The organism is Iodobacter ciconiae (genome assembly GCF_003952345.1).
Taxonomy (GTDB): domain Bacteria; phylum Pseudomonadota; class Gammaproteobacteria; order Burkholderiales; family Chitinibacteraceae; genus Iodobacter; species Iodobacter ciconiae.
The window spans coordinates 2355429-2381231 of record NZ_CP034433.1 but is presented as its reverse complement, the minus strand read 5'-3'; the positions used below and the strand labels follow the sequence as shown (position 1 = coordinate 2381231).

The window sequence follows — 25803 nt, the reverse complement described above, 5'->3', positions numbered from 1 at the left end:
ACCAATGACTAAATTAACGTGTTTTAAAGCTTACGATATCCGTGGTCAGCTGGGCCCTGAGCTCAATACCGATATCGCTTATCGCATCGGCCGTGCTTATGGCCAACTGCTTAAACCACAGCGTATAGCACTGGGGGGCGATGTGCGTCTGACCAGTGAAGAATTAAAACTGGCTTTGGCCAATGGCCTGATGGATGCGGGTTGCGATGTGATCGACCTGGGCATGACCGGCACTGAGGAAGTCTATTTCGCGGCGTTTCACTTGGATGTGGATGGTGGGATTGAAGTCACCGCCAGCCATAATCCGCTCGATTACAACGGTATGAAGCTGGTTAAACGCGGTGCGGTGCCCATCAGTGGCGACACCGGTCTGCGCGATATTCAAAGCTTGGCCGAATCGGCTGATTTTGCCCCGATTGGCCAGCGTGGCAGTATCAGCTCGCTTTCCATTCTGGATGCCTATATCGAACATCTGCTTGGCTATGTGGATTTATCAGCCTTGCGCCCGTTAAAGATTGTGCTCAATTCAGGCAATGGTGCGGCTGGGCATGTGGTGGATGCGCTGGAGGCCAAATTTAAAGCGGTGCAAGTGCCGGTTGAATTTATCAAAGTGCATAACCAGCCCGATGGTACGTTCCCGCACGGTATTCCTAACCCGCTGTTGCCAGAAAACCGTGCAGACACGGCCAATGCGGTGATCACAAACGGGGCTGATCTGGGGATTGCATGGGATGGCGATTTTGATCGCTGCTTCCTGTTTGACGAGCGCGGCGATTTTATTGAAGGCTATTACATCGTTGGCCTGCTGGCAGAAGCCTTCTTGCAAAAGAATCCGGGGCAGAAAATTATTCATGACCCGCGTTTAACCTGGAATACCGTTGACGTGGTGCAAGCCGCAGGTGGTGTGGCGATCCAGAGCAAAACTGGCCACGCCTTTATTAAAGAGCGGATGCGTTTGGAGGATGCGGTTTATGGTGGTGAAATGAGCGCTCACCATTATTTCCGCGATTTTGCCTATTGCGATAGCGGCATGATTCCATGGCTGCTGGTGATTGAGCTGATGAGTCGCCGCGAGCAGAAATTGTCGTCTATGGTGGAGCAGCGTATTGCGGCTTATCCATCTTCGGGCGAGATTAATCGCAAGCTAAGTGACGCCAAAGCGGCTATTGCCAGAGTCTGTGCGGCATATCAGGCCGATGCCCTGCTGGTGGATGAAACCGATGGCATCAGCATGGAGTTTGCTAACTGGCGTTTTAATCTGCGCTCGAGTAATACCGAGCCGGTAGTGCGTTTAAATGTGGAATCACGTGCGGATATGGCTTTAATGCAAAAGCACACCGAGGCGATTTTGCAGTTGTTAGATGCATAAAGACGTGTTTAAAAAAACGCCTCATTCGAGGCGTTTTTCTTGGGGGAAAGCACCTGGCTGAAGTTTAAACCTTTAGCGCAGCATTCAGGCTTTCCCGAAAGTAGCTCATCGCTTCTGCAGCTAATTCTGGTGTGGCAGTAATGCTAAATTCAATGTGCGGTTCAGGGTGAAGCTCGTTGCCATAAGAGGGCAGGCTGCTAAAGCCAACCTGTGGATAGCGTGCGGTAAATGCCTGCATCACGCCAATCAGCTCTCCTTCACGGGCATTAAGCAAGACGATGGATAGGGTGGTCTCGGGGGCTGCGTCGGTATAGTGCTGATCAAGTATCCAGTCGAGCATCGGCCATGCCATGCTGGGAAAGCCGGGCACCAGATAATGATGTTGCAAAAAGCAGCCCGCCACCTGATTGACTGGGTTGGGGATCAGCCCGCTGCCTGTTGGAAAATACGCCATTTGGATGCGGTGCGGGTAAGCGGCTTCGGCAAAACGGGCGGTGATCAGCTCGCCTGCCTCAGGATGCAGGGCCAGTGGCAGCCCCAGCGCATTGGCAAAGGCCAGACGTGTGTGATCATCGGGCGTGGCACCTATCCCGCCACAGGAAATCACATACTGGCCCGCGCTCAGACTGCGTTTAAAGGCTTCGGTGAGTACGGCACTATCGTCTGGCAGGTAATACGCTGCTGCCACTTTATGGCCTCTTTTTTTAAGCGTCTCTAAAATATGGGCAAAGTGCTTGTCCTGACGACGCCCGGACAGGATTTCGTCGCCAATAATAAATAGATGAAATGTAGCCATAGTGAGTCTCTGTTTTTGTGAATGTGCTAAAGCGGATTTATTTTTGTCTGATGAGTAGAGAGGGCGTATTAAATGGTTTGTTTTTATTTGGTTGGTATTTTCTATTGTTAATTTTAATTTAATTTGTTGATATTTGTTTTGTTTTTTTGTTATTTTTCTATTTAATTTTTATGCTTGTTTAATTGCTTTTCTTGGTCCTTTATATTTATGCATGGTTTTTTGTGAGACCATTTTCAAAATACTTTTATCAGCTTCGAGTGACCCATGGTACTCGTAAATTGAGTTAGTAGAGCTGTTAGGATATGAGCAGAGCTATATCTCTGCCCTGGAAGTAGGCACCAAGGGCCCGCCAACAGCTGAATTTATTGAGCAGTTGATCCAGGCTTTGCCTTTACCTGATCTTCAGTAGATTGAGCTACACGAGGTAGTTGAGGCCTCGCAACGTAAGTTTATTATCCCTGCTGACCTCTTTGAGGACATTCTTTGGATACTGCTGAATCTTTACCGGCATCTTGATTCTTTACATCCAGCTCAAATGCGCTTAATTCAAGAAATTATTGGAATAAAAGATGAGCTTGCAAAAAAAGCTTTGTTAAAACCTAAGTCTCTTCGTATGCAACAAATGGAGGACAGACCAATGTAAAAACAGGACAAACCTTGCGGCTTGTCCTGTGAGTGTAAGTGCCTAACGGTAAATACTTACAAACTAAGAATTTAAGTATCGTGATCATGCGCTCCAGTGTCAAGCCCAAAAAGCGCTGCCATCGCTTCAGCCATAGAAAGAGCACATGGGCGTACTAAAAATAACCGAACGCATTATTGATCGAGGCGTGATCCGTGAAATCAAAACCAACAATACCGTTTACAGCCGTGAGTGTCTGCCTGCCGCTGGGCGCTTGCTCGTCAATGTCGCCGCTTAGGGCCATGCTACAGGGCACTCTTATAGCTTTGAGTTTTACACAAAATATTAAGTTTATGTAAGTGGATATATGGTTATACTTACATTGCGCGGGTAATTGATTAGTTAAATATAAGTAAATTGGCAGATTTAGAAATAAGTTGTGATAGGGCTTCGTGTACTACTTCATAGTTGCCATACATCGTTGATTTATCATGAACCCTAGTGATCTGCTTGCTTCCTTTGCCGCTGCTTTTAATCAGGATCAGCGTCTTATCTCTCTTCAGCTTGGCGATGGCTCAGTGTGGAGTGAGCAGTTATTGCCCCAGCGCGTAACAGGCAGCGAGGGCATCAATCAGGCATACCGCTACCAGATCGATTGCTTATCCCCCGACGGTGGCTTAGAGCTTAAATCGCTACTGGGTTTGCCAGTCGTTTTATCTATTGAAAATGCTGATGGCGAGGCGGTTGAGCGCTGTGGGGTCATTAGCCAGGCGCAATTACTCGGCTCCGATGGCGGCTTCGCAAAGTACGCGCTGACAGTAGAGCCGCCTTTTGCTTTGCTTAGATACCGGCGCACTTCCCGCGTGTTCCAGGATTTATCCGTCCCCGACATTGTGAAGCAGGTACTGGCTGAGCATCAGGAAAAAAATCCGGTTTTTGCATCGGTGCAAACGCTGGATTTCAAACTCTCCGGCACGCATTCACCGCGATCCTATTGCTTACAATACCGCGAATCCGATTTCGATTTTCTGACACGATTATTAGCAGAGGAAGGCTTAGCCTGGTTATTTAATCATTTGCCGGGCGATAGTCCTCAGGTTCAGTTGCTTGTGTTTGATGATGCTTTTGCAATTGCGGAAGCGGCAGATCCATTTGTTAGATTTCACAGAGCTGACGCCACGGAAGAGAGCGATACTCTGACTGAATGGCAGAGCCAGCGGCAAATCGGCAGCAGCAGCGTGTCTTTGGCCAGCTTTGATTACAAAGCTACCAGCACCAACGAAAGTTTTGATGAAAGTAGCATCGATCAGGGTGATGGCGGCCAGCAGCTGCAGGTAAGCTTCGAAGATTACGACCCCCAATCGCTCTATTACGCCAGCGACGCGGAAGGCTTAAGCCACTACGCACAATTGCGTCAGCAGGCAATGGATGCCAAAAAGAAATCCTTTAGCGGCTCTGGTACTTTACGTAGCCTGTAGGCCGGGCAGTGGTTCCGCCTGGAAGACCACCCCGCGCATGAATGGGATAGCGCCGAGCAGCGTGAATTTGCTATTACCGAGCTGAAATTTACCGCAAACAATAACCTCCCAGCGGATCTCACCCAGCAACTTAGCTTAGTCGCGCCCGGCTTACTCGCAGGAGCGGCTTTAGCCGCGAATAATCCCCCTTATCAAGCCGATTTTACCGCCCAAAGGCGCGGCCAGCCGACCGTGCCCGCTTTTGCCCATGAACCACTGAGCAAGCCCAAGAGCTTTGGCGTGCAAACCGCTACCGTGGTGGGCCCCGCCGGATTAGAGGTGCACACCGATGAGCAAGGGCGCATAAAAATAGAATTTCACTGGCAGCGTGCTGCAGAACACCCGGAATTCGGTGCAAACCTGGATGACAAATCCTCCTGCTGGATACGTGTTGCCTATCCATCGGCGGGCGCAAGCTGGGGCCACCAGTTCATCCCGCGTATCGGTCAGGAAGTGTTAGTCGATTTTATCGAAGGCGATATCGACCGCCCGATTGTCATCGGCGTGGTCCATAACGGCAGCCACCCGGTGCCAGCCTTTAGCGGCGCAGGCGCTTTGCCCGCCAATAAAACGTTATCCGGCATCAAAACCAAAGAGCATGAAGGTGGCCAGTATGGCGAGCTGCTGTTTGATGATAGCAAGGGCGAAGTTCGCACTAAGTTATCCAGCGAGCATGGTAAAACCCAGCTGAACCTCGGCTATCTGATCCACCCGCGTACCGACGGTAAAGGTGAGCCACGCGGTGAAGGCTTTGAATTACGTAGCGATAAACAAGGTGCAATCCGCGCCAGCGGCTTACTCATTAGCACTGAAGCTAAAAGCGGCGCAAGCGGCAAGCAGCTAGACCACAGCCCCGCGCAAAGCCAGCTGGAGTCCGCACTGGCACTAGCCCAAAGCCTGGGTGAAACGGCAACGAATCAACTCGCCGATACCATTGAAACCGGCGACGACAATAAAACCGTTAAGCCAGATAACAGCGCAGGCAACAGTGCCACCACCGGCCATCTGCACCATCATGTGCATGCCAGCAAAAGCTTCGAGGCAGATAGCAATACCGATCAAGATGGCAAAAGCCAATCCAAAGATCAGGCTGGTGGACAAAATATCATCCTGCTGCACGGGGAAGACGGCGTAGCCATCACCAGCCCGCAAAGCCAAACCCTCACCGCAGGCACAAACCTTGATCTGATCGCGCAGCGCGACACCAATCAAACCTCTGGCCGCCGCTGGATACACAACGTGGGATCACACATCAGCCTATTTGTGGCCGGGGTAAAAGATAAAGTCGCCCTCAAACTGATCGCAGCCAAAGGCAAAATCCAGCTGCAGGCGCAAAGCGACGACGTAGATATCACCGCAGACAAAAACGTAAAAATCACAGCCTGTAAAGAAAAAGTAGAAATCGCCGCTGGGGATGAAGTGCTCCTCACCGCAGGTGGCGGCTATATACGGCTAAAAGGTGGCAATATCGAGATTCATTGCCCTGGGGAAGTGAGTATTAAGGGGGCGAGTCATGAGTTGAGTGGGCCTACAAAATTAGTAATACCTTTTCCTGAAATGCCAAAAGTAGGACCTCATTCTCGAAGTATTTTATTTTCTTCTCTTGAGGGAGTTCCAATGGAGGGTATTCTTATTCATATGCTTGATTCAGAAAAAAAAGACAGTTTACTTAAAGCAACTACATCAGGGAATGGCCTGAGTCCGGCTAAAGAGTTATCAAATAGTTTACAATACGATGCAATTATTGGTTTTGATGAGTGGACATATATATTTGATGATGAAGTATTAAATACTAGTGATTCTGATGAGTTCAACCCCGGTGAAAGTGATGAAGATGATCGTTTTGAAGAAAGCCAACAATTGGTGAAAAAATGAAAGAATATATAGTAAAAAAGGGTGATTCACTTTGGGGAATCTGTCGGAGTATGGGGGTAAGTATTGATGCCGTTGCAAGGATAAATGGCTTTACACCACAATCAAAGCATCATTTAGATGTCGGACAAGTAATAAAAATTGAAGATGAAGAAATTAATGAGCCGATTGCGAATTGTCTATTCATATACTAGATATGACATTTCAAGCTATAAAAAAACCACTTTTAAAGCTTGAATATGATGGGGCAATAAAAGAGATACAAGGGGATGAAATGGGTTGGGTTTATAATATAAGTATTATAGATCTTTCAAAAGGATTAAAAGTTTATTTTAAAAAAATTGATGGCAATTATGTTTTGATTTCCGATCATAAAACTCTGCCAATAGGAAAAAAAACACTTACACTGACTTCACGATCTGTAAAAATTAAGGATCAATTTTATCCTAAAGAGGGAAAGCAGCAACAGACTAATAAAGAAGTGCTTGAAGAAATTAAAAAGAAAAATTCTCCTCCTAAAGCATTGCCACCAATTGGAGAAAAAACAAAGCTTCCACGGACAGTACCAGAAAAAACTCCAGCCCCTATCTTGAAAACTACTAGGCTTGAGGGGGGGGCAGCAGTGCAGGTTGTTGCTGTTTTATTTACTGAAGGCAACTTATTATTACCCAAAGAAAATGAAAAGTATCGCCCTATCCTGCTTGCAGTTGCGAAAAAATATAAAATACCTCCTCAAGCATTGGCTGCAAAGATTGATTGTGAAGCAGAAAAGAGTAAAAGTGGAGAATGGAAAAATGATTCTAAAAGTGACTCATCAAGCACCCTTGGGTTAGCTCAGTTTTTAAAAGGAACTTGGCTTAGTTTAAGTAAAAATCCTAAATCATTGATGGCGATTAAAATAAAAAGCAAAACTTTTTCTCCTCGTGATAGTGAGGTTTTGGGGTGGCGAGCTGATGCAGAAATGTCTATTGACACTGCTGCTTTATATATTGAAATGAACCTTGAGTCATTCAAAGGAAAGGGTGTAAATATTGATTCATTATCTGAAGAGGATAAAATAAAAGTCGCTTATCTGGCTCATCATGATGGATCATATGGTGCTAGATTGTTGATAAATGATGAGGTTGAAGAGGAAGATGCAAAAAGTAAACTCGAAAAACAATTAGGGAAGGAAGGCGAAACATTAGCTAAAAAATTTAGTTCGAAGTTTAATGGCAGCTATAAGAATGCTTATCGATACTGGGTTTTTCATGATTTAATTGATGCACGTTTAAGACCTGACCATTTTATGGTAGATCCACGTGGTTACAAAGTAAAAAGTATGGGAGACATTGCACAATCCTTAGGTGGTCCAGCCTTGCGATTACCTACAAATCAAACGCAGCCTAGTGTAGCAAAACCTAAATTACCAGTACCACAACAGCCTAAACAAGATATTGGTAGAGGAGGAGGGGGGATGCCTTCAATTTTACCCAATGAATCAAATATACCTAATTCAAAAGTAGCTAATTCAATAAATTGGAAAGATCCGATTACAGTATGCACAATTCGGACTGCTGGTTTGGCAAGTAAAAAAAGTGCGATGTTTGGTATGGTTAGGAATGGTGGAAAGAGAGCTCATCAAGGGCTAGACCTTGCCGCTGAGCCAGGGACTCTTGTTTTTGCAGTTGCAGATAGTAAGGTTGTTGGGGTTGTTGATACTGATGCGACCCCTGGAAAGAATTATGGGCGGGTTGTTGTAATTGAGGTTGATGTCAATGATTTGTCTGAAAGTAATAAGCTTTATTATTGGAAACATTATCCTGAAAAGAAATATATATATTTTTTCTATGCGCATCTTGATTCTATTGCATTTAAGAGTAATACAACAAAATTCCTGTCAGCAGGGGATTTGATTGGTACTGTAGGCTCTAGTGGCAATGCTAGGGGGATGACTTCTATATCAAAAGGTGCTCATTTACATTTTGAAGCGAGGTCTCAAAAAAACACGCCAAGAGGTTTGATTTTTAGACTAGATCCATTGCCATTTATTAATAACTGCACAAATCGTTAAGGATTGTATAAATGAAGTTTTTATTTTTATTTTTTATAAGTTTTCTTTCTTTACCTTCTTATTCAACGTACAAGGAACAAATTGAATCTGATAAAGAAGAGTGCAGCACTATTGGTACTCCAGGGGCTTGTAATAATTATGAAGAATATATTCAGGAAAAAAAAATTAATGATAAACTGGATGACAACAAAAGAAAGCGTGAGGCTATTATTAATGATTTTGATGCATTGGTTGATAAAAAAACAGGGCTAACTATTAGGTTGTTGACCTTTAACCTTAGTCTTGATAAAGAAATGAAAAGGGAAAAGAAAAAAGAAGATAAAAAGAGCGATGGTTTCACTAATGAAGTGCAGATTGTAGAAAATAATATTGTTCATGGTTTTTTTCTTGACCCAGCTATTTGGGGTAAATTATCTAGGATAAAAGTCTTATATAGTAATTCTGAGTATATTTATTTTCAGTCCCTGGCCTATTCTTCTCTGCATGTGAATACAAAGGAGAGTTTGCAAAAAAAATATTATTTGTATGATAGGAAGCATTCGGCATTGATTGGCTTATTTGGTTTTGATGGACCATATAAAGAATGGAAAGAGCCAACTTTACTTTTCAAGAATGGAAAGTATCAATTTAATTGGAAAGGTGTAGATGCCACTACCGGTGATGACATAGTCCATGTTTTTTATGATTTTTCTATAGATTTTGATAAAAAGGCAGGTAAAAATATCATTGCCTGTTCTCGTCATTGGGATGAGGGCTGTGAGATTAAATTATTTAGTAAAGAAAAAGAGCATAGAGAATTTAAAATAAAATAGTTCTTTGTTGATTAAATTATGGGAAAAAAACTAAAAAACTGGGTCAGGTCTAATATTCCAATATTTTATTGAAATATTAGACCTGACCTCTGCGTATAGGCATGCAAAATTGATAAGGTAAGATTTTTGATCGGAATGAATGATTTTATTTTGGTAACGAGCCTAGATTTATATGATATGGTGAATGAGAAGGTAGTTGGTAAATATGGTAGGTGTAAATTTCCGAGAGAAACACCTACATACTCAATATGCACATATGAAATTGGAATCGATCCTAGCACAAAGTTGGGGCGTATTCTTACGTTTGATAGGGATATGGAAAAAAGAGCAACTATATTTAGATTGACTGTTGAGTCTGGTGATGGAATTTGATTTTTAAGGTTAAAATTATTTGTATTTTTTCATTTTTTATTAAAAATTATTGGGTTTTATGTTTAAAATTTTTATGTTTTTAATAGTTTGTATTTCTTCATCACTGGTATTTGCTGATGTTGAGAATGATTCTGTGTTTTCTAGCGATGGTATGCATAGTATGCATTATAAGTGTGTGGATTTTAAATGTGATTTTTGGGTTAAAGATAATCATGCAACTGAGGTGAAGTTGCTTAGTAAAATTAAAGCAAGATATCCTGCAATAAGTTGGTTGAATCCGTCATTGGCACAGATTGTTTTAAGCTGTGGTAGTGATTGTAATATTAAGTATTACTATCATGTTAAAAATGGCCTTAGTAACCCGCTGCAGCAGGTTTTGGCAATAGAAGCTAATAAGCAATGTGTATTGCTTGCCACTGAAAAGGGGTTGAGCATAGAAAATATTTACAGTCGTAAAGTCAGTTTGAAAATATCGTATACAGATTCAAGTATGAAATTTGATCTAACAAGAGCGGTTATGTATGTTGGCATGGAGGCTACTTTTGATGATAAAGGTGGACTGATTTTTAATTATACGGATGAAAATAGCCGTGCTAGACATAAGTACTATAAAAATGTGTGTATGTAATTGATCCAATTTTTTACAAAAAAAAGGCAATTATATCTTTCTGCTTTATATATTTATAAATATTTAAATTGACATTAAGGTCTGGTCTGAACGGCTAGATATAAATTATTATCTAATTAATATTTTTCTTGATGAAAATTTAAAAATATCCAGCTAAAAATTTAAACAAAAGCAAGAGAGTAGCTTTGCTTTTGTTTTTGCCCATATCGAACACAGTACCCTTAGGCGCCGCGGCGTGCAAACCGCCACCGTGGTGGGCCCTGCCGGATCAGAAGTCCACACCGATGAGCAAGGGCGCATAAAAATAGAATTCCACTGGCAGCGTACGGCTGAGCACCCTGAGTTTGGCGCAAACATGGATGACAAGTCATCCTGCTGGGTGCGCGTCTCCATGCCAAGTGCCGGTGCAGGTTTTGGGCATCAGTTCATCCCGCGCATCGGTCAGGAAGTTTTAGTTGATTTTATCGAAGGCGACATCGACCGCCCGATTGTCACTGGCGTGGTCCATAACGGCAGCCACCCGGTGCCAGCGTTTAGCGGCGCTGGCGCTCTGCCTGCCAATAAAACCCTATCCGGCATCAAAACCAAAGAGCATGAAGGTGGCCAGTATGGCGAGCTGCTGTTTGATGATACCAAAGGCGAAGTGCGCACCAAACTATCCAGCGAGCACGGCAAAACCCAGCTTAACCTTGGCTACTTAATCCATCCACGCACCGATGGCAAAGGCGAGCCACGCGGCGAAGGCTTTGAATTACGTAGCGACAAACAAGGTGCCATTCGCGCCAGCGGCTTGCTGATCAGCACCGAAGCCAAAAGTGGTGCCAGCGGCAAGCAGCTAGACCACAGCCCCGCGCAAAGCCAGCTGGAGTCCGTCCTGGCACTGGCTCAAAGCCTGGGTGAAACGGCAACGAATCAACTCGCCGATACCATTGAAACCGGTGACGATGATCAAACTGTTAAGCCGGACAACAGTGCAGGCAGCAAAGCCAGCATCGGCCATCTGCACCATCATGTGCATGCCAGTAAAAGCTTCGAGGCAGACAGCAATACTGATCAAGATGGCAAAAGCAAATCCAAAGAGCAGGCAGGGCAGCAAAAAATCATCCTGCTGCACGGTGAGGACGGCGTAGCCATCACCAGCCCGCAAAGTCAGACGCTCTCCGCCGGTACCAACCTGGATCTGGTCGCCCAAAGAGACACCAACCAGACCTCTGGTCGCCGCTGGATTCATAACGTCGGCCAGCATATCTGTCTGTTTGTAGCCGGGGTAAAAGATAAAGTCGCGTTAAAACCAGCTTATTAGCTTGGCATGGTGGACAACATATTGAACACACCGATACAGGGACACGAGGTGAACCTGTACGTGCAATTGCAGATGGCAAAGTGATGTTTGCCCGCAAGCCTTCGTCTTTAACAGGGGAAAATGCAAAGCCTGATCTTGCGATTAATGGTGGTAGTAGTGATGGCTGTGTTGTTATTAAACACAGCACTGAAATAGGAGAAGGCCCTGAGGGGCAAGTGGAGTATTACTCCATCTATATGCATCTGAAACAGGTGTTTGTTCAAAAGAATCAACCCGTATATCGTAAAACTGAATTGGGCTCTGTCGGCCAGTGTAATGGCAACAATGCCATGCATATGGAAATCATTTGTGATGACGCTAATTTAAAAAAATTAGTGGGTCGTGAAGAAGGTGACCTAGATTTAAGTAAAGATGGCCGTATGGATGTTGTTTATGGGGATATGCACTTTTATCTTCCTGCGGGAGCAACATTTTATGGGGCACAGCCTAGTGCAAATTCACAAACAGGGGCTGGCACGCCAGCCTATATCTCCACGACATCACTATTTATCTCAATGCGCTTTGAAAAAGGCAATTGTAAAATGTCAACGCGGCAAGAAAATCCAGAAATTTTGGGTGAATATACCTGCATTGGCAATGAAATAATTGAGACCGACTATGAATACAATTTATATAAAGCTGCGACAACACTAGCCAATCGTAATGAGATTGCGTCGAGTGCTATGTATGAATTACTTCGTTTTGGTCGAGTCATTAATATTGATAATGAAACAGCGATTCCTGCTGGAGCAGCTCCGCATTGGAGAAGAGTCAATTATCCAGACGGGCAAGGCTGGGTGAATTTAAATGCCGTATCAATTAAAAAATATAGTGACGCAGATTTCCCTCACTGGATGGGGTGGAATTTAATTGCTGATGATGCAACACCAGATAGCCAATGTAATTCGCCTACCTTATTAGGATGGCTGGATAGCGATGGTGACAAGAAATATACCAGCAAAGAGTTAGTGCAAGTTTTGGGGCAGGATAAAGTAAAAGAGAGACTTTCACGTTCAATCTGCAAATTTCCTACTGAATGGGAAGTTGCAACACTCAATACAAGATATGAATGGATAAAAACGGAAAGTGATTTATTGGAAACACCTTTAGATACAGATCAGTATGAAAATTTTATAAAGCTAATAACTGCTTTATGCTTTTGGGCAGAGGCGGGGTAATCCCCCCGTTTTTAAGCTCACTTAAAAGTAGAGGTCAGGCATGTAATGCCAGTTTTTGTTTCGGGGTGATGCCGCCCAATCCCATATGCGGGCGCTCGTTATTGTAAGTCCAAAGCCATTGCGTTGCAGTTTCTTGCACTTCGGCAAGACTTTCAAAATCATCACAGGCCAGCCATTCATAACGTACGGTGCGATTATAACGCTCAAATATATGTATTTTGCTGCGGATTGCCAGGCTGAATATAAGCCAATTCAATCGATTGTTGCTCTGCCCAATTCTTTAGCAGATGGCTAATATATTCAGGGCCATTATCGGACCTGATTCGCTTAGGCTTGCCGCGCCATTCAATGATTTGATTCAGGCTGCGTATTACACGCTCTGCCGGCAAAGAGAAATCAACTTCAATGCCTAATCCTTCCCGATTAAAATCATCAATCACATTGAATAAGCGAATACTACGTCCATCGGCTAATTGATCATGCATAAAATCCATCGACCACGTTTCATTTTTTGCCTCTGGCACTGCTAATGGCTCCGGCGTTTCGCGATCTAAACGTTTTTTAGGCTTAATTCGCAGATTTAATTCTAAATCGCAGTAAATTCTGTAGACCCGTTTATGATTCCAGTGCTTTTTCCTGACGTTGCGCAAATGCAAAAAGCAGAGGCCAAAGCCCCAGTTACGATGCGTTTCCGTGAGCTGGACCAATGAATCAGCAATTTGAGCGTTTTCGGCATCCAACTTACGAATATAGCGATAGCAAGTCGTGCTAATCGCAAAACTAGCGCAAGCCGCACGAATGGACACGGATTTGGTTTCAACGGCCCAGTGAGCCATCTCGCGACGCTGAGATAGCTTCACCACTTTTTTGACATGGCTTCCTTAATGATATCCGCCTGCATCTGGGCTTCGATATACATCTTTTTAAGGCGCTTGTTTTCGTCCTCCAGCTCCTTCATTCTCGTCATCATGGAAACGTCCATGCCACCAAACTTAGCGCGCCACTTATAGAATGATGCGGCGCTCATGCCGTGCTCGCGGCACAGATCGGGAACGGTCGAACCGGCTTCGGCTTGCTTTAAAATCGCCATAATCTGGCTGTCGGAATAACGTGCTGCTTTCATGTAGAAGCTCCTCAAAGACTGCGAGAAAATTCTACTTAAAAATGAGCTGGTTTTGTGGGGGCGGCAATTGTCAAAGTAGTTGAGATGTTTTTACGATTTAAGCGACCTGTAATTCCTCGCTTGTTTTAGACTCAATGGCCCGGTCCGGGTTCAGTTGCACTTCGTTTTGCCAGCTCCAGTTCCGTGTCGTATTGCGCCACCGTTCCGGCCGCGCCAAGCGGGCGGTTTGGTAAACCGCATGGCGCTTTTCTAACAGCGCTTTGTCCTGCCCTTGATGCCGTTGCGATGGTGTGACGAATTGAATGCCGCTGTGCCGGTGCGTATGGCTGTACCAATCCACAAAGCGCCTCACCCATTGCCTTGCTTCATCCAGACTGGCAAAGCCTTTATGCGGCCAGGCGGGCCAGTATTTCAGCGTGCGGAACAATGACTCCGCATAGGGGTTGTCGTTGCTGACGCGGGGACGGCTAAATGAAGAGGCGATCCCCAGCATCTCCAGCTTGGCTTTCAGCGTATAGCTTTTCATCGGCGCACCATTATCTGAATGCAATACCAGTGGATTCATACTGCAACGCTGGGCCAGCACGCTGCGTTGCAGCAGCTCAGCGGCCAGTTCTCCTGTTTCTTCTGCGTGCACTTCCCAGCCCACCGGATAGCGGCTGAACAGGTCTTCAATCATATACAGCTTGTAATACTCGCCTTTCACCTGACTCGGCAGCCAGGTGATATCCCACATCCAGACTTGATTCGGGCCGGTGGCGGTGAAGCTGGTTGGTTTGGCTTTGCGCACCACCTTGGCGGCACGGCCACGGTGCTGTAGTTGATTGGCTTGCCGCAGTACGCGGTACATCGTTGATTCAGAAGCCAAATAGCGGCCTTCATCGCTCAGAATGGGGACGATCTGGCTGGGCGGAACGCTGTTAAAACGCAGGCTGTTGCACACCGATAAAATCGCCTGGCGCTCCGTTTCGCTGAGTTTATTCACCGGATCATTCCGTTTAACCAAGGGTCGCTGATCCGCAGTCACCTTACCCGCCGCTTGCCAGCGATACCAGCTATGCACCGAAATACCGATGGTTTCGCAAGCGCGATATAAGCTCGCACCGGCATGACACGCCTGTTTGATCCACGCGGTAAGCCGCTCCCGTTGCTCCAGTGAGGTTAATCTTCCTCGGGCTCGCCCCAAAGGGCGCGCACCTTTTTTTGCAGAATCAGCAACGCGGCCGCCTCCGCCAGTGCCTTATCTTTACGCAGAATTTCCCGCTCCAACTGCTTGTTTTGCTTACGCAGTGTTTTGTTTTCCTGCGCCTGCTCCGGCGTGCTGACTTCAGCCTGGCCCTGGGCCTGAATGGAGAGATCGCGCCACTGTTTAACTTGCTCCGAGAATAAACCCTTGGCACGACAATATTCACTCAGCTCGATTTCTGACATGGCAATGGTTTCGACGACCACGGCAAAGCGGATTTGAGCAGACCAGTTTTCACTGCTGCGATGATGTTCGGGCACGGGGCGGCCCTCCTGGCGAAGTTGATTTCGCCAATTGTACAGCGTGGCTTCGGAGAGGTTTTCTTGCAGCGCCAACTGCCGGATGCTGATCGGGTAAGGAGCAAGCATTTTGCTTAAAATGGCATCTTTACGAGCCTTGGGAATACGCGACATGATCAGTAACCAGCCCCCTAAATAAGTTGGAATCCCTGAAAAGGGAGTATCTCAACTATCCTGACACAAGGGGGGGGATTACCGTCTACCAAGCAGCCCGTCATGCAAGGCCGGAACGGTGGCGTAATAAGGCCCGGAAATAGAGCTGGCAAAATGAAGTGCAACTTAATCCGGATTGGGTCATTGAACCTAAAACAAGCGAGGAATTACAAGCGGCCTGATCACATCATTTTAATAAGTGACGGGCTAAATTTAGCAGTATGGATTGTAAGCAAGGCATTGTATTTGTGTGGCTTGTGCCCGGCGGGCACCGGGTGCCGTGGTCATTGTTCGTAATTACTGCCATTTTCAGGGTAGTAAGGCCCGGGCTAGCCGGTTTTGCTCCCGCTGCATTTCGATCAGGCTGATTCCCACAAAACCTAAATGCTGTTCACTGGCTAATTTTGCGGCTTCTGGCTTAGCGGCACAAATTGCCTCGTAAATTGCTTTATGCTGCTCAAAAATACGGCTCCGGGTATCCTGGCGTTGATAAAGCCCGCTGATATTCAGTAATAAGCTGCGCTCCAGCACGGCGCATAACCCCTTCATCATCTGATAAAACACCACATTATGGCTGGCTTCGGCGATTGCCAGATGAAACTGTACATCGGCTCCGGCTTCATCTTGTCGGTCGTCTTTTTCATGGGCCAGACGCAGCGCTGTAAAGCATTCAGCCAGCCGGGTTAAATCATGCTCATCGGCACGTAAAGCCGCATACCAGGCACAGGCTCCCTCAATGGTGGTGCGATATTCCAGTAAATCCTGCCGGGCTTCCGGGTGTCCTTCCAGCAAGGCATGTAAAGGATCAGAAAAAGAAGCGCTCATATTTTGGCAAATGTAATTGCCGCCGCCCTGGCGGCTGTCAACTAATCCTTTGGCTACCAGTTTTTGAATTGCCTCACGAATGCTTGGGCGGGATACCTGAAACCGCTCTGCCAGTGCACGCTCTGGTGGTAGTTTTTCTCCGGCTTTAAGCTGGCCATCTAGCATCATGGCCTCCAGTTCTTGCATTACCAGATCGGCAACCCGTGGTGTTTTGCGCGGCATTTTAATCTCCATTTGGTATGACCAATTTATTAAAGAATAACATGACAATGCCAAAATCATTTTTATTCACTAAAAACCATACCATTTTAGTTATCGATCCGTAGGGCTTTCTGGCGTTGCAATAGCATGCAGATCCATAAAATCCGTTGAAATTCTTTATTTTTAGTCAACTTTTGCTGTGTTGCAGTGCATACCAATTCAATTTTATCGCTGTTTACCCGCATATTGACGCTCATAAACTTGGTAGTACCTTAGCTACAGCAATATTCACTTTGGTCTTACCAATTTTATGGCGGGCATATGCATTCCAATTCATCGATCTATCTGTTTGGCACTTGTGTAGTGGACCTGTTTTTTCCACAAGCCGGTATCAGTGCACTGAAGATTTTAGAGCGTGAAGGTATTCAGGTGAGCTATCCACAGGCGCAAAGCTGCTGTGGCCAGCCTGCCTATACCTCGGGCTATCTGGACGACGCCCGCCGCGTTGCCCTGGCGCAAATAGCGGCCTTTCCCGGTGAAGCCCCGATTGTGGTTTTATCCGGCTCCTGTGCGGGGATGATGAAACATCATTACCCAACTTTATTTAGCGGCATGCCGGAAGAAACCTCTGTGCTGCAGTTTTCTGCCCGGATTATTGAATTCACGGCCTATCTGGTTGAGGTGCTCAATATTCAATTGCAGGATCTTGGCCCGGCAGAAAGCGTGGCTTTGCATACCTCGTGCACGGCTCGCCGTGAAATGGGCACTTTGCATACTGGCCGCGAGCTTTTGCGGCGGCTAAAGCATATCGATTTGAAAATTCATGATCACGAATCAGAATGCTGCGGCTTTGGCGGCACGTTCTCGGTGCGGCACCCTGATATTTCAGCGGCTATGGTGCAGGACAAAACGGCAGCGCTGCGCCAGTGTGGTGCGAGCAAAGTTGTCAGTGCGGATTGCGGCTGTTTGCTCAATATCACTGGTGCGCTGCAAAAGCAGCAGGGCGAGCCTGACCATAAAGTGCCCTTTGCGGGCCTGCATATTGCCGAACTGATCTGGCAACGCACCCGCGGAGAGCCGCTATGAAAACCGAAACGCTGCATGATTTTACTTCCCGCAGCCGTGCTGCTACAGCGGATGGGGAGCAAAGAAAAAAATTTCGCTCGGCAATGGATTTTTTGATTGGTAAACGTGCCGCTCAGTTTCCAGATACTGCCCAATGGACCGCGTTACGGGAATCCGGTCAGCAAATCCGCCAGCGGGCACTGGCCCGCTTGCCTGATCTGCTGGCCCAGTTTGAGAAAAAGGCACAGCAAAATGGCATGACCGTGCACTGGGCAGAAACACCGCAGGAGGCCAATCAGATTATTCATGGCATTTTGCAGCAGCAACAGGCGCGTACCCTGATCAAGGGTAAATCGATGGTCAGCGAAGAAATCGAGCTGAATCATTATTTGCAGACCCATAGCATTAAGGCGCTGGAATCGGATATGGGCGAATTTATTGTCCAGCTGGCCGATGAAAAGCCTTCACATATCATCATGCCGGCGATTCATAAATCCAAGCAGGAAATCGCTACACTGTTTGCCGCAGAAATTGACGACACGGCTTACACCGAAGACGTGGATGAATTAATCCAGATTGGCAGACAGGCGCTACGCCGCCAGTTTTTAAATGCTGATGCCGGTTTATCCGGCGTGAACTTTGCTATTGCCGAAACCGGCACGCTTTGCCTGGTAGAAAACGAGGGCAATGGCCGTTTAAGCACTAGTGTGCCCCGGGTGCATATTGCGATTACCGGCATTGAAAAAATGCTGGAAAACCTGGCCGATCTGCCGCCTTTACTTACGCTGCTTACCCGCTCTGCCACCGGCCAGCCTATTACCACCTATGTTAATTTGATTTCTGGTCCGCGCCGCACTGACGAGCAAGATGGGCCGGAAGAAGTCCACATTGTGCTGCTGGACAACGGGCGCAGCCAGGCTTATGCCGATGTGCAGCTACGCCAGACACTGCAGTGCATCCGCTGTGGTGCCTGTATGAATCACTGCCCGGTTTATACCCGTATTGGTGGTCATGCCTACGGCACCACTTACCCGGGGCCGATTGGTTCGATTATCTCGCCACATTTGCTGGGTTTGGAAGAAACGCGTGATTTGCCATCGGCCTCGACCCTGTGCGGTGCCTGTGGTGACGTTTGCCCGGTCAAAATTCCTATCCCTGAGTTGTTGCTACGTTTACGGGTTGAAAACGTCACCCGTGCCGGAACGAAAGATCATCAGGAGGTGATGCGCGGCCAGGGGGCCAAATATCGGCTAAGCGAGAAACTGGCCTGGCAGGCCTGGAGCCTGGTTAATGTTAAACCGGCCTTATACCTGGCTTCGCGCCGCAGTGTCACCGGTTTGCGCCATCTGATCCCATCTGCTAAATCCTGGACACAGGTGCGGGTAATGCCAAAGATTGCACCGCAATCTTTGCATGAGCTGATCAAAGCCCATCAGGAGAAAAAATCATGAGCGCCCGCGAGCATATCCTGGCCAAACTTTATAACAGCCGAGATCAGGCAGGCTGGCCTGTGCCCATGGCACTGGAAATAACCCCGCCACAGCCATCCTCTGCGGCAGAAAAATGCGCGCAGCTCAAAGCCATGATGGCGGCCGTGCATACTGAAATTTATGAGCTCAGCAGTGAAAACTGGCCCGGCAAAGTGACCGAGCTGATGCATGCCAAGCATCTGAAAAATTTGCTGATTGCCCCGCAAACAGCAACGGGCAGGCAATTGCAAGACAGCTGGCCTTCAGAAGGGCCTGTTTTAAAATATTATCAGCAGCAGGAAAGATGGAAAGAAGAGCTGTTTTTTTCTGTTGATGCTGCCTTAACCGGCTGCCGCTCGGCAGTCGCCGAAACCGGCTCCCTAGTGCTCTGGCCCACGCCAGCCGAACCCCGGTTGATGAGCCTGGTGCCGCCGGTGCACTTTGTAGTCCTTGATAGCCGCAATATTTACGCCACCTTGCCCGAGGTGATGCAGGCAGAAAACTGGGCCGCAGCCATGCCCACAAATGCTCTGCTGATCTCCGGGCCATCCAAAACCGCTGATATCCAGCAAACCCTTGCCTATGGCGCGCATGGCCCCAAGGAGCTGGTGCTGTTGATTATTGCTTAATTAATTTTACCCCCCTGTAAAAACACCCGGCCACAGTTATTTCTGGCCCCGGGTTTATCGACACATCGAGGAGCATTAATCATGATTTGGACTCAGGTATACGACCCGCTGGGTAATATCGGCTTATCTGCACTTATTGCAGCTATTCCTATTATATTTTTCTTTTTGGCGCTGACGGTCTTTAGGCTAAAGGGACATATTGCTGGTCTGGGTACGATTCTCACCACTTTGGCTGTGGCTTTGTTCTTTTATAAAATGCCGGTAGAAATGGCTTTAATGGCCACCTTTAATGGCATGTGGTACGGGCTGTGGCCTATTTCATGGATTATTATCACTGCGGTGTTTCTATATAAGCTATCGGTGAAATCCGGGCAATTTGAGATTATCCGGGCCTCGGTGATATCGGTAACGGATGATCAGCGTTTACAGGTTATTTTAATTGGCTTTTCATTTGGTGCATTTCTGGAAGGCTCGGCAGGCTTTGGCGCGCCGGTAGCCATTACTGCCGGGATTCTGGTGGCACTGGGTTTACAGCCACTTTATGCTGCGGGCTTATGTTTGATTGCCAATACGGCTCCCGTGGCTTTTGGCGCACTGGGTATTCCTATCTTGGTGGCCGGTAAAACGGCAGGTATTGACCCGATGCTGATCGGCATGATGGCCGGACGCCAATTGCCTCTGCTTTCGATTTTTGTTCCGTTTTTTCTGGTCTGGTTAATGGATGGCTGGCGCGGGGTTCGTCAGACCTGGCCTGCTGTACTGGTGGCCGGGCTGTCTTTTGCCATTGTGCAGTACTACACCTCGAACCATATCGGGCCAGAACTTCCCGACATTACCTCGGCACTGGTCAGTTTGCTGGCAATGGCTGTATTTTTAAAGTTTTGGCAGCCTGTGGAGACATTTACTTTTGGTGCGGATCGCAGCCAGGCCACAAAACGTGTGGCACCAGTCCATTATAGTGCTGGCCAGATTCTGAAAGCCTGGTCGCCCTTCATTGTCTTAACGATCATTGTCATTATCTGGAGTCTGCCGCAATTTAAAGCTTTGTTTGCCAAAGGCGGCGTTCTGTACAGTCTGGTATTCAGTTTCCATGTGCCGGGGCTGGATAATCTGGTGATTAAAACTGCTCCTATTGTGACTAGCAATACGCCTTATGCCGCTGTCTATAAATTTGATCTGATTTCAGCGACCGGATCAGGTATTTTACTGGCCGCGCTAATTACGATGGCCCTGCTGCGTATCCGCATAAAAGATGGGATCAGTGTCTTTGGGGAAACACTGCAAGAGCTGATGCGCCCGATATTTTCTATTTCTTGTGTACTGGGCTTTGCTTATCTGGCCAATTACTCCGGTTTGTCATCCACCTTGGCGCTGGCGCTGGCCTCTACCGGTAGCTTTTTCCCGTTCTTCTCGCCGGTACTTGGCTGGCTGGGCGTGTTTTTAACTGGTTCGGACACTTCCAGTAATGCGCTGTTTTCCAGCCTGCAATCTATTACCGCCCAGCAAATTGGCGTCAGTGAAGTGTTGCTGGTAGCTGCTAATACTACTGGTGGTGTGACTGGAAAAATGATTTCACCCCAGTCCATTGCTGTAGCCTGCGCCGCTGTCGGGCTGGTTGGGCGGGAGTCAGATCTGTTCCGCTTTACCATTAAATGGAGTTTTCTATTCCTGCTGCTAATCTGCATTCTTACTTATATTCAGGCTTACTACCTGACTGCCATGATTCCAGGATAAGTATCTGAAGAATACGAGGAGAAAACCAGCGATGGTTTTCTCTTTTTGTATCAGTGTGTTAAAAGGCGAAATAAACAGCGGGCAATATTGAATTACACAAATGGCATTAAATCGCCATTGCGGTGGGCGAATTCAACTTAACTACAGCCTCTTTAATATGAATGATCATGCCGGATTTATTTGCCTGGCTTGAATCACCCAGGCTATATTTTTTATTTTATGGGCCAATTAACTTAACCCGGGATTGTTATTAAAAGTATTTCGTGGCGGGTGGGATACTTTAAACCGTATAAAAAACCCGCACAAGCCAGGCTTTGTGCGGGTTTTTTTGCATACATGGGCCTGTATAAAACAGGCTTATGTATTACAGACTGTAGTACATATCGAATTCAACCGGATGAGTGCTCATGCGGATGCGGTTGACTTCCTGCATCTTCAGTTCGATATAGCTGTCAATCCATTCATTACTAAATACGCCGCCACGAGTCAGGAACTCACGGTCTTTATCCAGCGCGTCCAGCGCTTCATCCAAAGATGAGCAAACGGTTGGGATCAGCTTGTCTTCTTCTGGCGGCAAATCATACAGATTTTTGTCTGCAGGATCGCCCGGGTGAATCTTGTTTTGCACGCCGTCCAGACCTGCCATCAATAGCGCAGAGAAGCAGAGGTACGGGTTAGCCAAAGGATCCGGGAAACGCGCTTCAATACGGCGGCCTTTGTCGCTGGATACGTGTGGAATACGGATCGAAGCAGAGCGGTTACGTGCGGAATATGCCAGTTTAACCGGCGCTTCATAATGCGGAACCAGACGCTTGTAGCTGTTGGTGCCCGGATTGGTGATCGCATTCAACGCTTTAGCGTGCTTGATGATACCGCCGATGTAGAACAGGGCGAATTCACTCAGACCTGCGTAGGCATTGCCTGCAAACAGGTTTTTGCCGTCTTTCCAAACCGATTGGTGAACGTGCATACCGCTGCCGTTATCGCCAACGATAGGTTTTGGCATAAAGGTTGCGGTCTTGCCGTATTGGTCAGCAACGTTATGAACCACGTATTTCAGGATCTGAGTCCAGTCTGCACGTTGTACCAGTGTGCTGAATTTAGTACCAATTTCGTTCTGGCCAGCATTGGCTACTTCGTGGTGGAACACTTCAACCGGCACGCCTAGCTCTTCCAGAATCAGTACCATGGTGGCGCGGATATCCTGGTGGCTATCAACAGGAGGAACTGGGAAGTAACCGCCTTTCAGGCGTGGACGGTGGCCTTTATTACCGCCTTCTACTTTATTGGCTGTGGCCCAGGCGCCTTCGTCGGATTCAATTTTGTAGAAGCAGCCGGATAAATCGGAGCCAAAACGGATGCCGTCAAAAATAAAGAATTCCGGTTCCGGGCCAAAGTAAGCAGTGTCACCCAGGCCGGTGGCTTTCAGGTACTGCTCTGCACGCTTAGCAACCGAGCGTGGGTCACGATCGTAGCCCTTGCCTGTATCTGGCTCGACCACATCACAAGTCATAAATACGGTAGGTTCGTCATAGAAAGGATCCACATTGGCAGTCGATGCATCTGGCATCAACAGCATGTCGGAAGCTTGAATGCCTTTCCAGCCAGCAATGGAAGAGCCGTCGAAAGCATGGCCAGTCGTGAACCATTCTTCGTCAACTACGTGCGAAGGAACAGTAACGTGCTGCTCTTTGCCCATGGTGTCGGTGAAACGCAGGTCAACAAACTTGATGCCGTTTTCCTGAATGAGGTTGAGAACGTCAGCTACTGCCATCTTGGGATTCTCCAGAATTGTTGCAAGGGTAAAAGTGATCGGGCGTCCGGTGTTGCCGGCATACAAAATTCATTCAGCAATAACTATGCCAATATTTGAAGCATTTTGAATCTATTGTGCCACAAACGATAAGTGGTGTACTGGGCAAACGAGCTACGCATATTTGCGCACCATTATGGTGAGCAAAACGCAGCTTGCGTGCTTTTTTGGTGCGAGGCCAGTGTTCCGCTGATCTTATCTCTGTTTTTTTAAGGGCGGATGAAATTCTATCTGCCTGTGCTGAAGTTTTTTTTAAAAATTGGCACAGATTCTAATCCAGATTGTAATCCGATCTATAACCATTGGCTTTGGTTCCTTTCCCGTAAAACAAACTTATCTAACAGAGTCCCTGCCTCAGGGTAAAATATGCGGATCAAACGCTATACAAAGGAAAAGTGCGATGAGCCATGCCGATACCATTTTGCAACAAGCCCATGAGCGTGCATTACTTTCAAGCTTACCTTACAGAGGTGCATTAACGCCCGCAGAAGCAGCAGCCCTTTTGGCCGCGCTGCCTGATGCAAAGCTGGTGGATGTGCGTACCCATGCCGAGTGGCAGTTTGTGGGCTTTGTGCCTGATTCCGAAATGAATGAGTGGAAGCATTACCCGGAGATGGATCTTAACCCTCATTTTTTGAGTACCTTACAAGCGACAGTTGCCCCGCAGGCGGTGGTCATGTTTTTGTGCCGCACCGGTGCTCGCTCGCATGATGCCGCGATGCTGGCTGCCGCGAATGGCTATAGCAATGCTTTTAATATTTTGGAAGGTTTTGAAGGCGACAAAAATACTGCGGGGCAGCGTGGTCAGGTAAATGGCTGGAAAGCAGCCGGTTTGACCTGGACTCAGGGCTAGGAAGAATTCTTTGGAAGAGGCATCTGAATATGTCCTGACTGGCTTTTTATGGATGAATTATGAAATATCTTGTACTGGGCAATCCGATTGCACACAGTAAATCGCCGCAGATTCATCAAGCCTTTGCTGCGCAGTTTAACCTGGAAAACTTTGTTTACGAGCGCTGTCTTGCTCCACTTGATGGTTTTGCTGCGGTCGTGGCAGATTTTGTGGCCGCTGGCGGCAAAGGTGCAAATGTTACCGTGCCATTTAAAGAAGATGCTTTTCGCCTGAGTTCGGTGCTTACTCCGCGTGCGGCTGCGGCAGGGGCTGTTAATACTCTGAAAGTAAATACCGATGGCAGCTTGCTGGGGGATAACACCGATGGTGCTGGCCTGGTGAGTGATTTACTCAGATATTGCCCTCTTGCAGGAAAGCGTGTGTTGCTGCTTGGAGCAGGAGGTGCGGCAGCGGGTGTTTTACAGTCTTTACTGGCTGAGCAGCCAGTGCGTCTTTGTATTGCTAATCGCAGCCTGGAGCGAGCCCATGCCCTGGCCTATCGTTTTTCCGGCCAGGCTTTAGCTATTCAATCCTTTGCGTTTGAGGCGATTACAGGGGAATTTGATGTGGTGATCAATGCCACCTCGGCCAGCTTATCCGGGCAGTGCCTGGCTTTACCTGCCGGTGTTTTTGCAGCCGGTTCTTTGGCCTATGACATGATGTATGGCAAGGGCGAGACGCCATTTTTACTTGAAGCGCGGCTTGGCGGAGCCGAACAATGTGTTGATGGCCTGGGGATGCTGGTGGGGCAGGCGGCAGAGGCGTTTTATTTATGGACGGGTTTACGTGCTGACGTGGAGCCGGTTCTGGCGCGCATGCGGGTGGCTTTGTAATGGTTAAACAACGCTCAATGGCTGGCTGGATAGGCCGGGGTTTACTTTTTATTCTGGCCTTATTGTTATTATGGAACCTGTGGATTCTGGCCCATGTTTTGGTATGGAAGTGGGTTAATCCATCGGCAACTTCTTTTATGCGTGAGCAACTGAGCCAGATTCAGAAAGAAAACCCGGAGGCCGAATTACATCACCAGTGGGTGAGTTATGCGCAAATCTCTCCCCATCTGAAGCGGGCTTTGGTAGCAAGTGAGGATGCCAAATTTCTGGATCATGAAGGTTTTGACTGGGAGGGTATACAGATTGCCTGGGAGAAAAATATTAAAAAAGGCCGCATTGTGGCGGGGGGCTCGACCATTAGCCAGCAGCTGGCTAAAAACCTGTTTTTATCGAGTGGCCGTAATCCTTTGCGTAAGGCGGAAGAAGCCATTATTACGGTGATGCTTGAGGTTATTTTGGATAAGCAGCGAATATTTGAAATTTATCTGAATGTGATTGAGTGGGGTAATGGTGTTTTTGGGGCAGAAGCGGCGGCACGGCACTATTACAAAACATCTGCAGCACGTTTGGGTGCTAGCCAATCGGCCAGGCTGGCTTCTATGGTGACTAATCCGCGGTATTTTGATAAAAACAGATCAGATCGTAAGCTCCTGCGTAAAAGTAGCATCGTTTTACGTCGAATGCCTTACGCAGATATTCCTTAATCTTGTTTTTTTGTTTTGAGTTTTTGCATTAATTTATAATTAATTTGTCAGTTTTTACTAAAGAGTGTTGAGTCAGGGAATTAAACAGAATACTCTCACAGGCTTTACTTCACTCAGGCCTGAATATGCCTCAGTATGCTGAAATATTAAGATCATTAAGCGAAGGTGATCGCTTAGCGCTTCCTGATCCAGCTTCCGCACTGCGTTGTGTGGAAGAGGCGTGCTTTTTATTCAGTGATTATAAGTTAGCTGATGT

At 47.1% G+C, this 25803-nt stretch carries 20 protein-coding genes and 3 pseudogenes; 18 read left to right on the top strand and 5 right to left on the bottom strand.

Features of this window, described 5'->3' with window-relative positions:
• The first annotated feature begins 4 nt into the window (after positions 1 to 4).
• Positions 5 to 1369 carry a phosphomannomutase CpsG gene (cpsG, locus tag EJO50_RS10330; protein WP_125973908.1) on the top strand — a complete coding sequence of 455 codons (1365 nt, stop codon included), beginning with the start codon at positions 5 to 7 and terminating at the stop codon, positions 1367 to 1369.
• Between the two features lie 64 nt (positions 1370 to 1433).
• Here the strand turns inward: cpsG and EJO50_RS10325 are convergent, their stop codons facing one another.
• A complete protein-coding gene (locus EJO50_RS10325; RefSeq protein WP_125973906.1) occupies positions 1434 to 2165 on the bottom strand; it encodes a competence/damage-inducible protein A in 732 nt (243 codons plus the stop codon).
• Between the two features lie 788 nt (positions 2166 to 2953).
• Here EJO50_RS10325 and EJO50_RS17620 point away from each other — a divergent pair.
• From EJO50_RS17620 to EJO50_RS10290, 10 genes and pseudogenes are all read left to right on the top strand, one after another.
• The gene (locus EJO50_RS17620; protein WP_267900653.1) at positions 2954 to 3085 is read left to right on the top strand and encodes a hypothetical protein; all 132 of its coding nucleotides are present in this window, start codon (positions 2954 to 2956) and stop codon (positions 3083 to 3085) included.
• Positions 3086 to 3278: 193 nt separating this feature from the next.
• The gene (locus tag EJO50_RS17775) at positions 3279 to 4265 is read left to right on the top strand and encodes a type VI secretion system Vgr family protein (protein ID WP_373280512.1); all 987 of its coding nucleotides are present in this window, start codon (positions 3279 to 3281) and stop codon (positions 4263 to 4265) included.
• Positions 4266 to 4277: 12 nt separating this feature from the next.
• Positions 4278 to 5204, top strand: a pseudogene (locus tag EJO50_RS17770) (type VI secretion system Vgr family protein); the annotation flags it as partial.
• 117 nt (positions 5205 to 5321) lie between these two features.
• Entirely contained in the window at positions 5322 to 6179 is an 858-nt protein-coding gene (locus tag EJO50_RS17765; protein ID WP_373280531.1) for a DUF2345 domain-containing protein, read from the top strand.
• Positions 6176 to 6370, top strand: a complete 195-nt coding sequence (locus EJO50_RS10315; protein ID WP_125973904.1) for a LysM peptidoglycan-binding domain-containing protein — start codon at positions 6176 to 6178, stop codon at positions 6368 to 6370. The genes EJO50_RS17765 and EJO50_RS10315 overlap by 4 nt, the downstream gene beginning before the upstream one ends.
• On the top strand, positions 6352 to 8229 hold the full coding sequence (locus EJO50_RS10310) for a M23 family metallopeptidase (protein ID WP_125973902.1): 1878 nt from the start codon (positions 6352 to 6354) through the stop codon (positions 8227 to 8229). Before EJO50_RS10315 ends, EJO50_RS10310 begins: the two co-directional genes overlap by 19 nt.
• Positions 8230 to 8240: 11 nt before the next feature.
• Entirely contained in the window at positions 8241 to 9041 is an 801-nt protein-coding gene (locus tag EJO50_RS10305; protein ID WP_125973900.1) for a hypothetical protein, read from the top strand.
• A gap of 430 nt (positions 9042 to 9471) precedes the next feature.
• Positions 9472 to 10041 carry a hypothetical protein gene (locus EJO50_RS10300; RefSeq protein ID WP_125973898.1) on the top strand — a complete coding sequence of 190 codons (570 nt, stop codon included), beginning with the start codon at positions 9472 to 9474 and terminating at the stop codon, positions 10039 to 10041.
• A gap of 229 nt (positions 10042 to 10270) precedes the next feature.
• Positions 10271 to 11332 (top strand): annotated as a pseudogene (locus tag EJO50_RS10295) (type VI secretion system Vgr family protein); the annotation flags it as partial.
• A gap of 95 nt (positions 11333 to 11427) precedes the next feature.
• Complete coding sequence (locus tag EJO50_RS10290) at positions 11428 to 12561, top strand: M23 family metallopeptidase (RefSeq protein ID WP_125973894.1); 1134 nt, start codon at positions 11428 to 11430, stop codon at positions 12559 to 12561.
• A gap of 34 nt (positions 12562 to 12595) precedes the next feature.
• Here EJO50_RS10290 and EJO50_RS10285 read toward each other — a convergent pair.
• The 3 genes and pseudogenes from EJO50_RS10285 to EJO50_RS10275 all read right to left on the bottom strand — a co-directional run bounded on the left by EJO50_RS10285 (position 12596) and on the right by EJO50_RS10275 (position 16429).
• Positions 12596 to 13684 (bottom strand): annotated as a pseudogene (locus EJO50_RS10285) (IS3 family transposase).
• Between the two features lie 97 nt (positions 13685 to 13781).
• Positions 13782 to 15343 (bottom strand): IS3 family transposase gene (locus EJO50_RS10280; RefSeq protein ID WP_373280511.1). Its coding sequence is split into 2 segments (ribosomal slippage): positions 13782 to 14872 and positions 14872 to 15343, totalling 1563 coding nucleotides; the frame shifts between segments, so codons are not numbered across the junction.
• Positions 15344 to 15691: 348 nt separating this feature from the next.
• Positions 15692 to 16429 (bottom strand): FCD domain-containing protein, encoded by a 738-nt coding sequence (locus EJO50_RS10275; RefSeq protein WP_206434366.1) that lies wholly within the window; start codon positions 16427 to 16429, stop codon positions 15692 to 15694.
• A gap of 300 nt (positions 16430 to 16729) precedes the next feature.
• Here EJO50_RS10275 and EJO50_RS10270 point away from each other — a divergent pair, with 300 nt between their 5' ends.
• From EJO50_RS10270 to EJO50_RS10255, 4 genes are all read left to right on the top strand, one after another.
• Entirely contained in the window at positions 16730 to 17494 is a 765-nt protein-coding gene (locus EJO50_RS10270; RefSeq protein ID WP_125973890.1) for a (Fe-S)-binding protein, read from the top strand.
• The gene (locus tag EJO50_RS10265) at positions 17464 to 18924 is read left to right on the top strand and encodes a LutB/LldF family L-lactate oxidation iron-sulfur protein (RefSeq protein WP_373280530.1); all 1461 of its coding nucleotides are present in this window, start codon (positions 17464 to 17466) and stop codon (positions 18922 to 18924) included. Before EJO50_RS10270 ends, EJO50_RS10265 begins: the two co-directional genes overlap by 31 nt.
• Positions 18921 to 19571 (top strand): LutC/YkgG family protein, encoded by a 651-nt coding sequence (locus EJO50_RS10260; protein ID WP_125973886.1) that lies wholly within the window; start codon positions 18921 to 18923, stop codon positions 19569 to 19571. The genes EJO50_RS10265 and EJO50_RS10260 overlap by 4 nt, the downstream gene beginning before the upstream one ends.
• Positions 19572 to 19649: 78 nt before the next feature.
• Positions 19650 to 21305 (top strand): lactate permease LctP family transporter, encoded by a 1656-nt coding sequence (locus EJO50_RS10255; protein WP_125973884.1) that lies wholly within the window; start codon positions 19650 to 19652, stop codon positions 21303 to 21305.
• Positions 21306 to 21669: 364 nt separating this feature from the next.
• Here EJO50_RS10255 and glnA read toward each other — a convergent pair whose 3' ends face one another.
• Positions 21670 to 23079 carry a type I glutamate--ammonia ligase gene (glnA, locus tag EJO50_RS10250; RefSeq protein WP_125973882.1) on the bottom strand — a complete coding sequence of 470 codons (1410 nt, stop codon included), beginning with the start codon at positions 23077 to 23079 and terminating at the stop codon, positions 21670 to 21672.
• Between the two features lie 439 nt (positions 23080 to 23518).
• Between glnA and EJO50_RS10245 the strand changes: the two genes are divergently transcribed.
• From EJO50_RS10245 to mtgA, 3 genes are read left to right on the top strand one after another with little or no spacing between them, the layout of a single operon-like run.
• Entirely contained in the window at positions 23519 to 23971 is a 453-nt protein-coding gene (locus EJO50_RS10245) for a rhodanese-like domain-containing protein (protein WP_125973880.1), read from the top strand.
• Positions 23972 to 24030: 59 nt separating this feature from the next.
• Positions 24031 to 24843, top strand: a complete 813-nt coding sequence (gene aroE, locus EJO50_RS10240; protein WP_206434364.1) for a shikimate dehydrogenase — start codon at positions 24031 to 24033, stop codon at positions 24841 to 24843.
• Positions 24843 to 25547, top strand: a complete 705-nt coding sequence (gene mtgA, locus EJO50_RS10235) for a monofunctional biosynthetic peptidoglycan transglycosylase (protein ID WP_233702044.1) — start codon at positions 24843 to 24845, stop codon at positions 25545 to 25547. Before aroE ends, mtgA begins: the two co-directional genes overlap by 1 nt.
• The last annotated feature ends 256 nt before the right edge of the window (positions 25548 to 25803 follow it).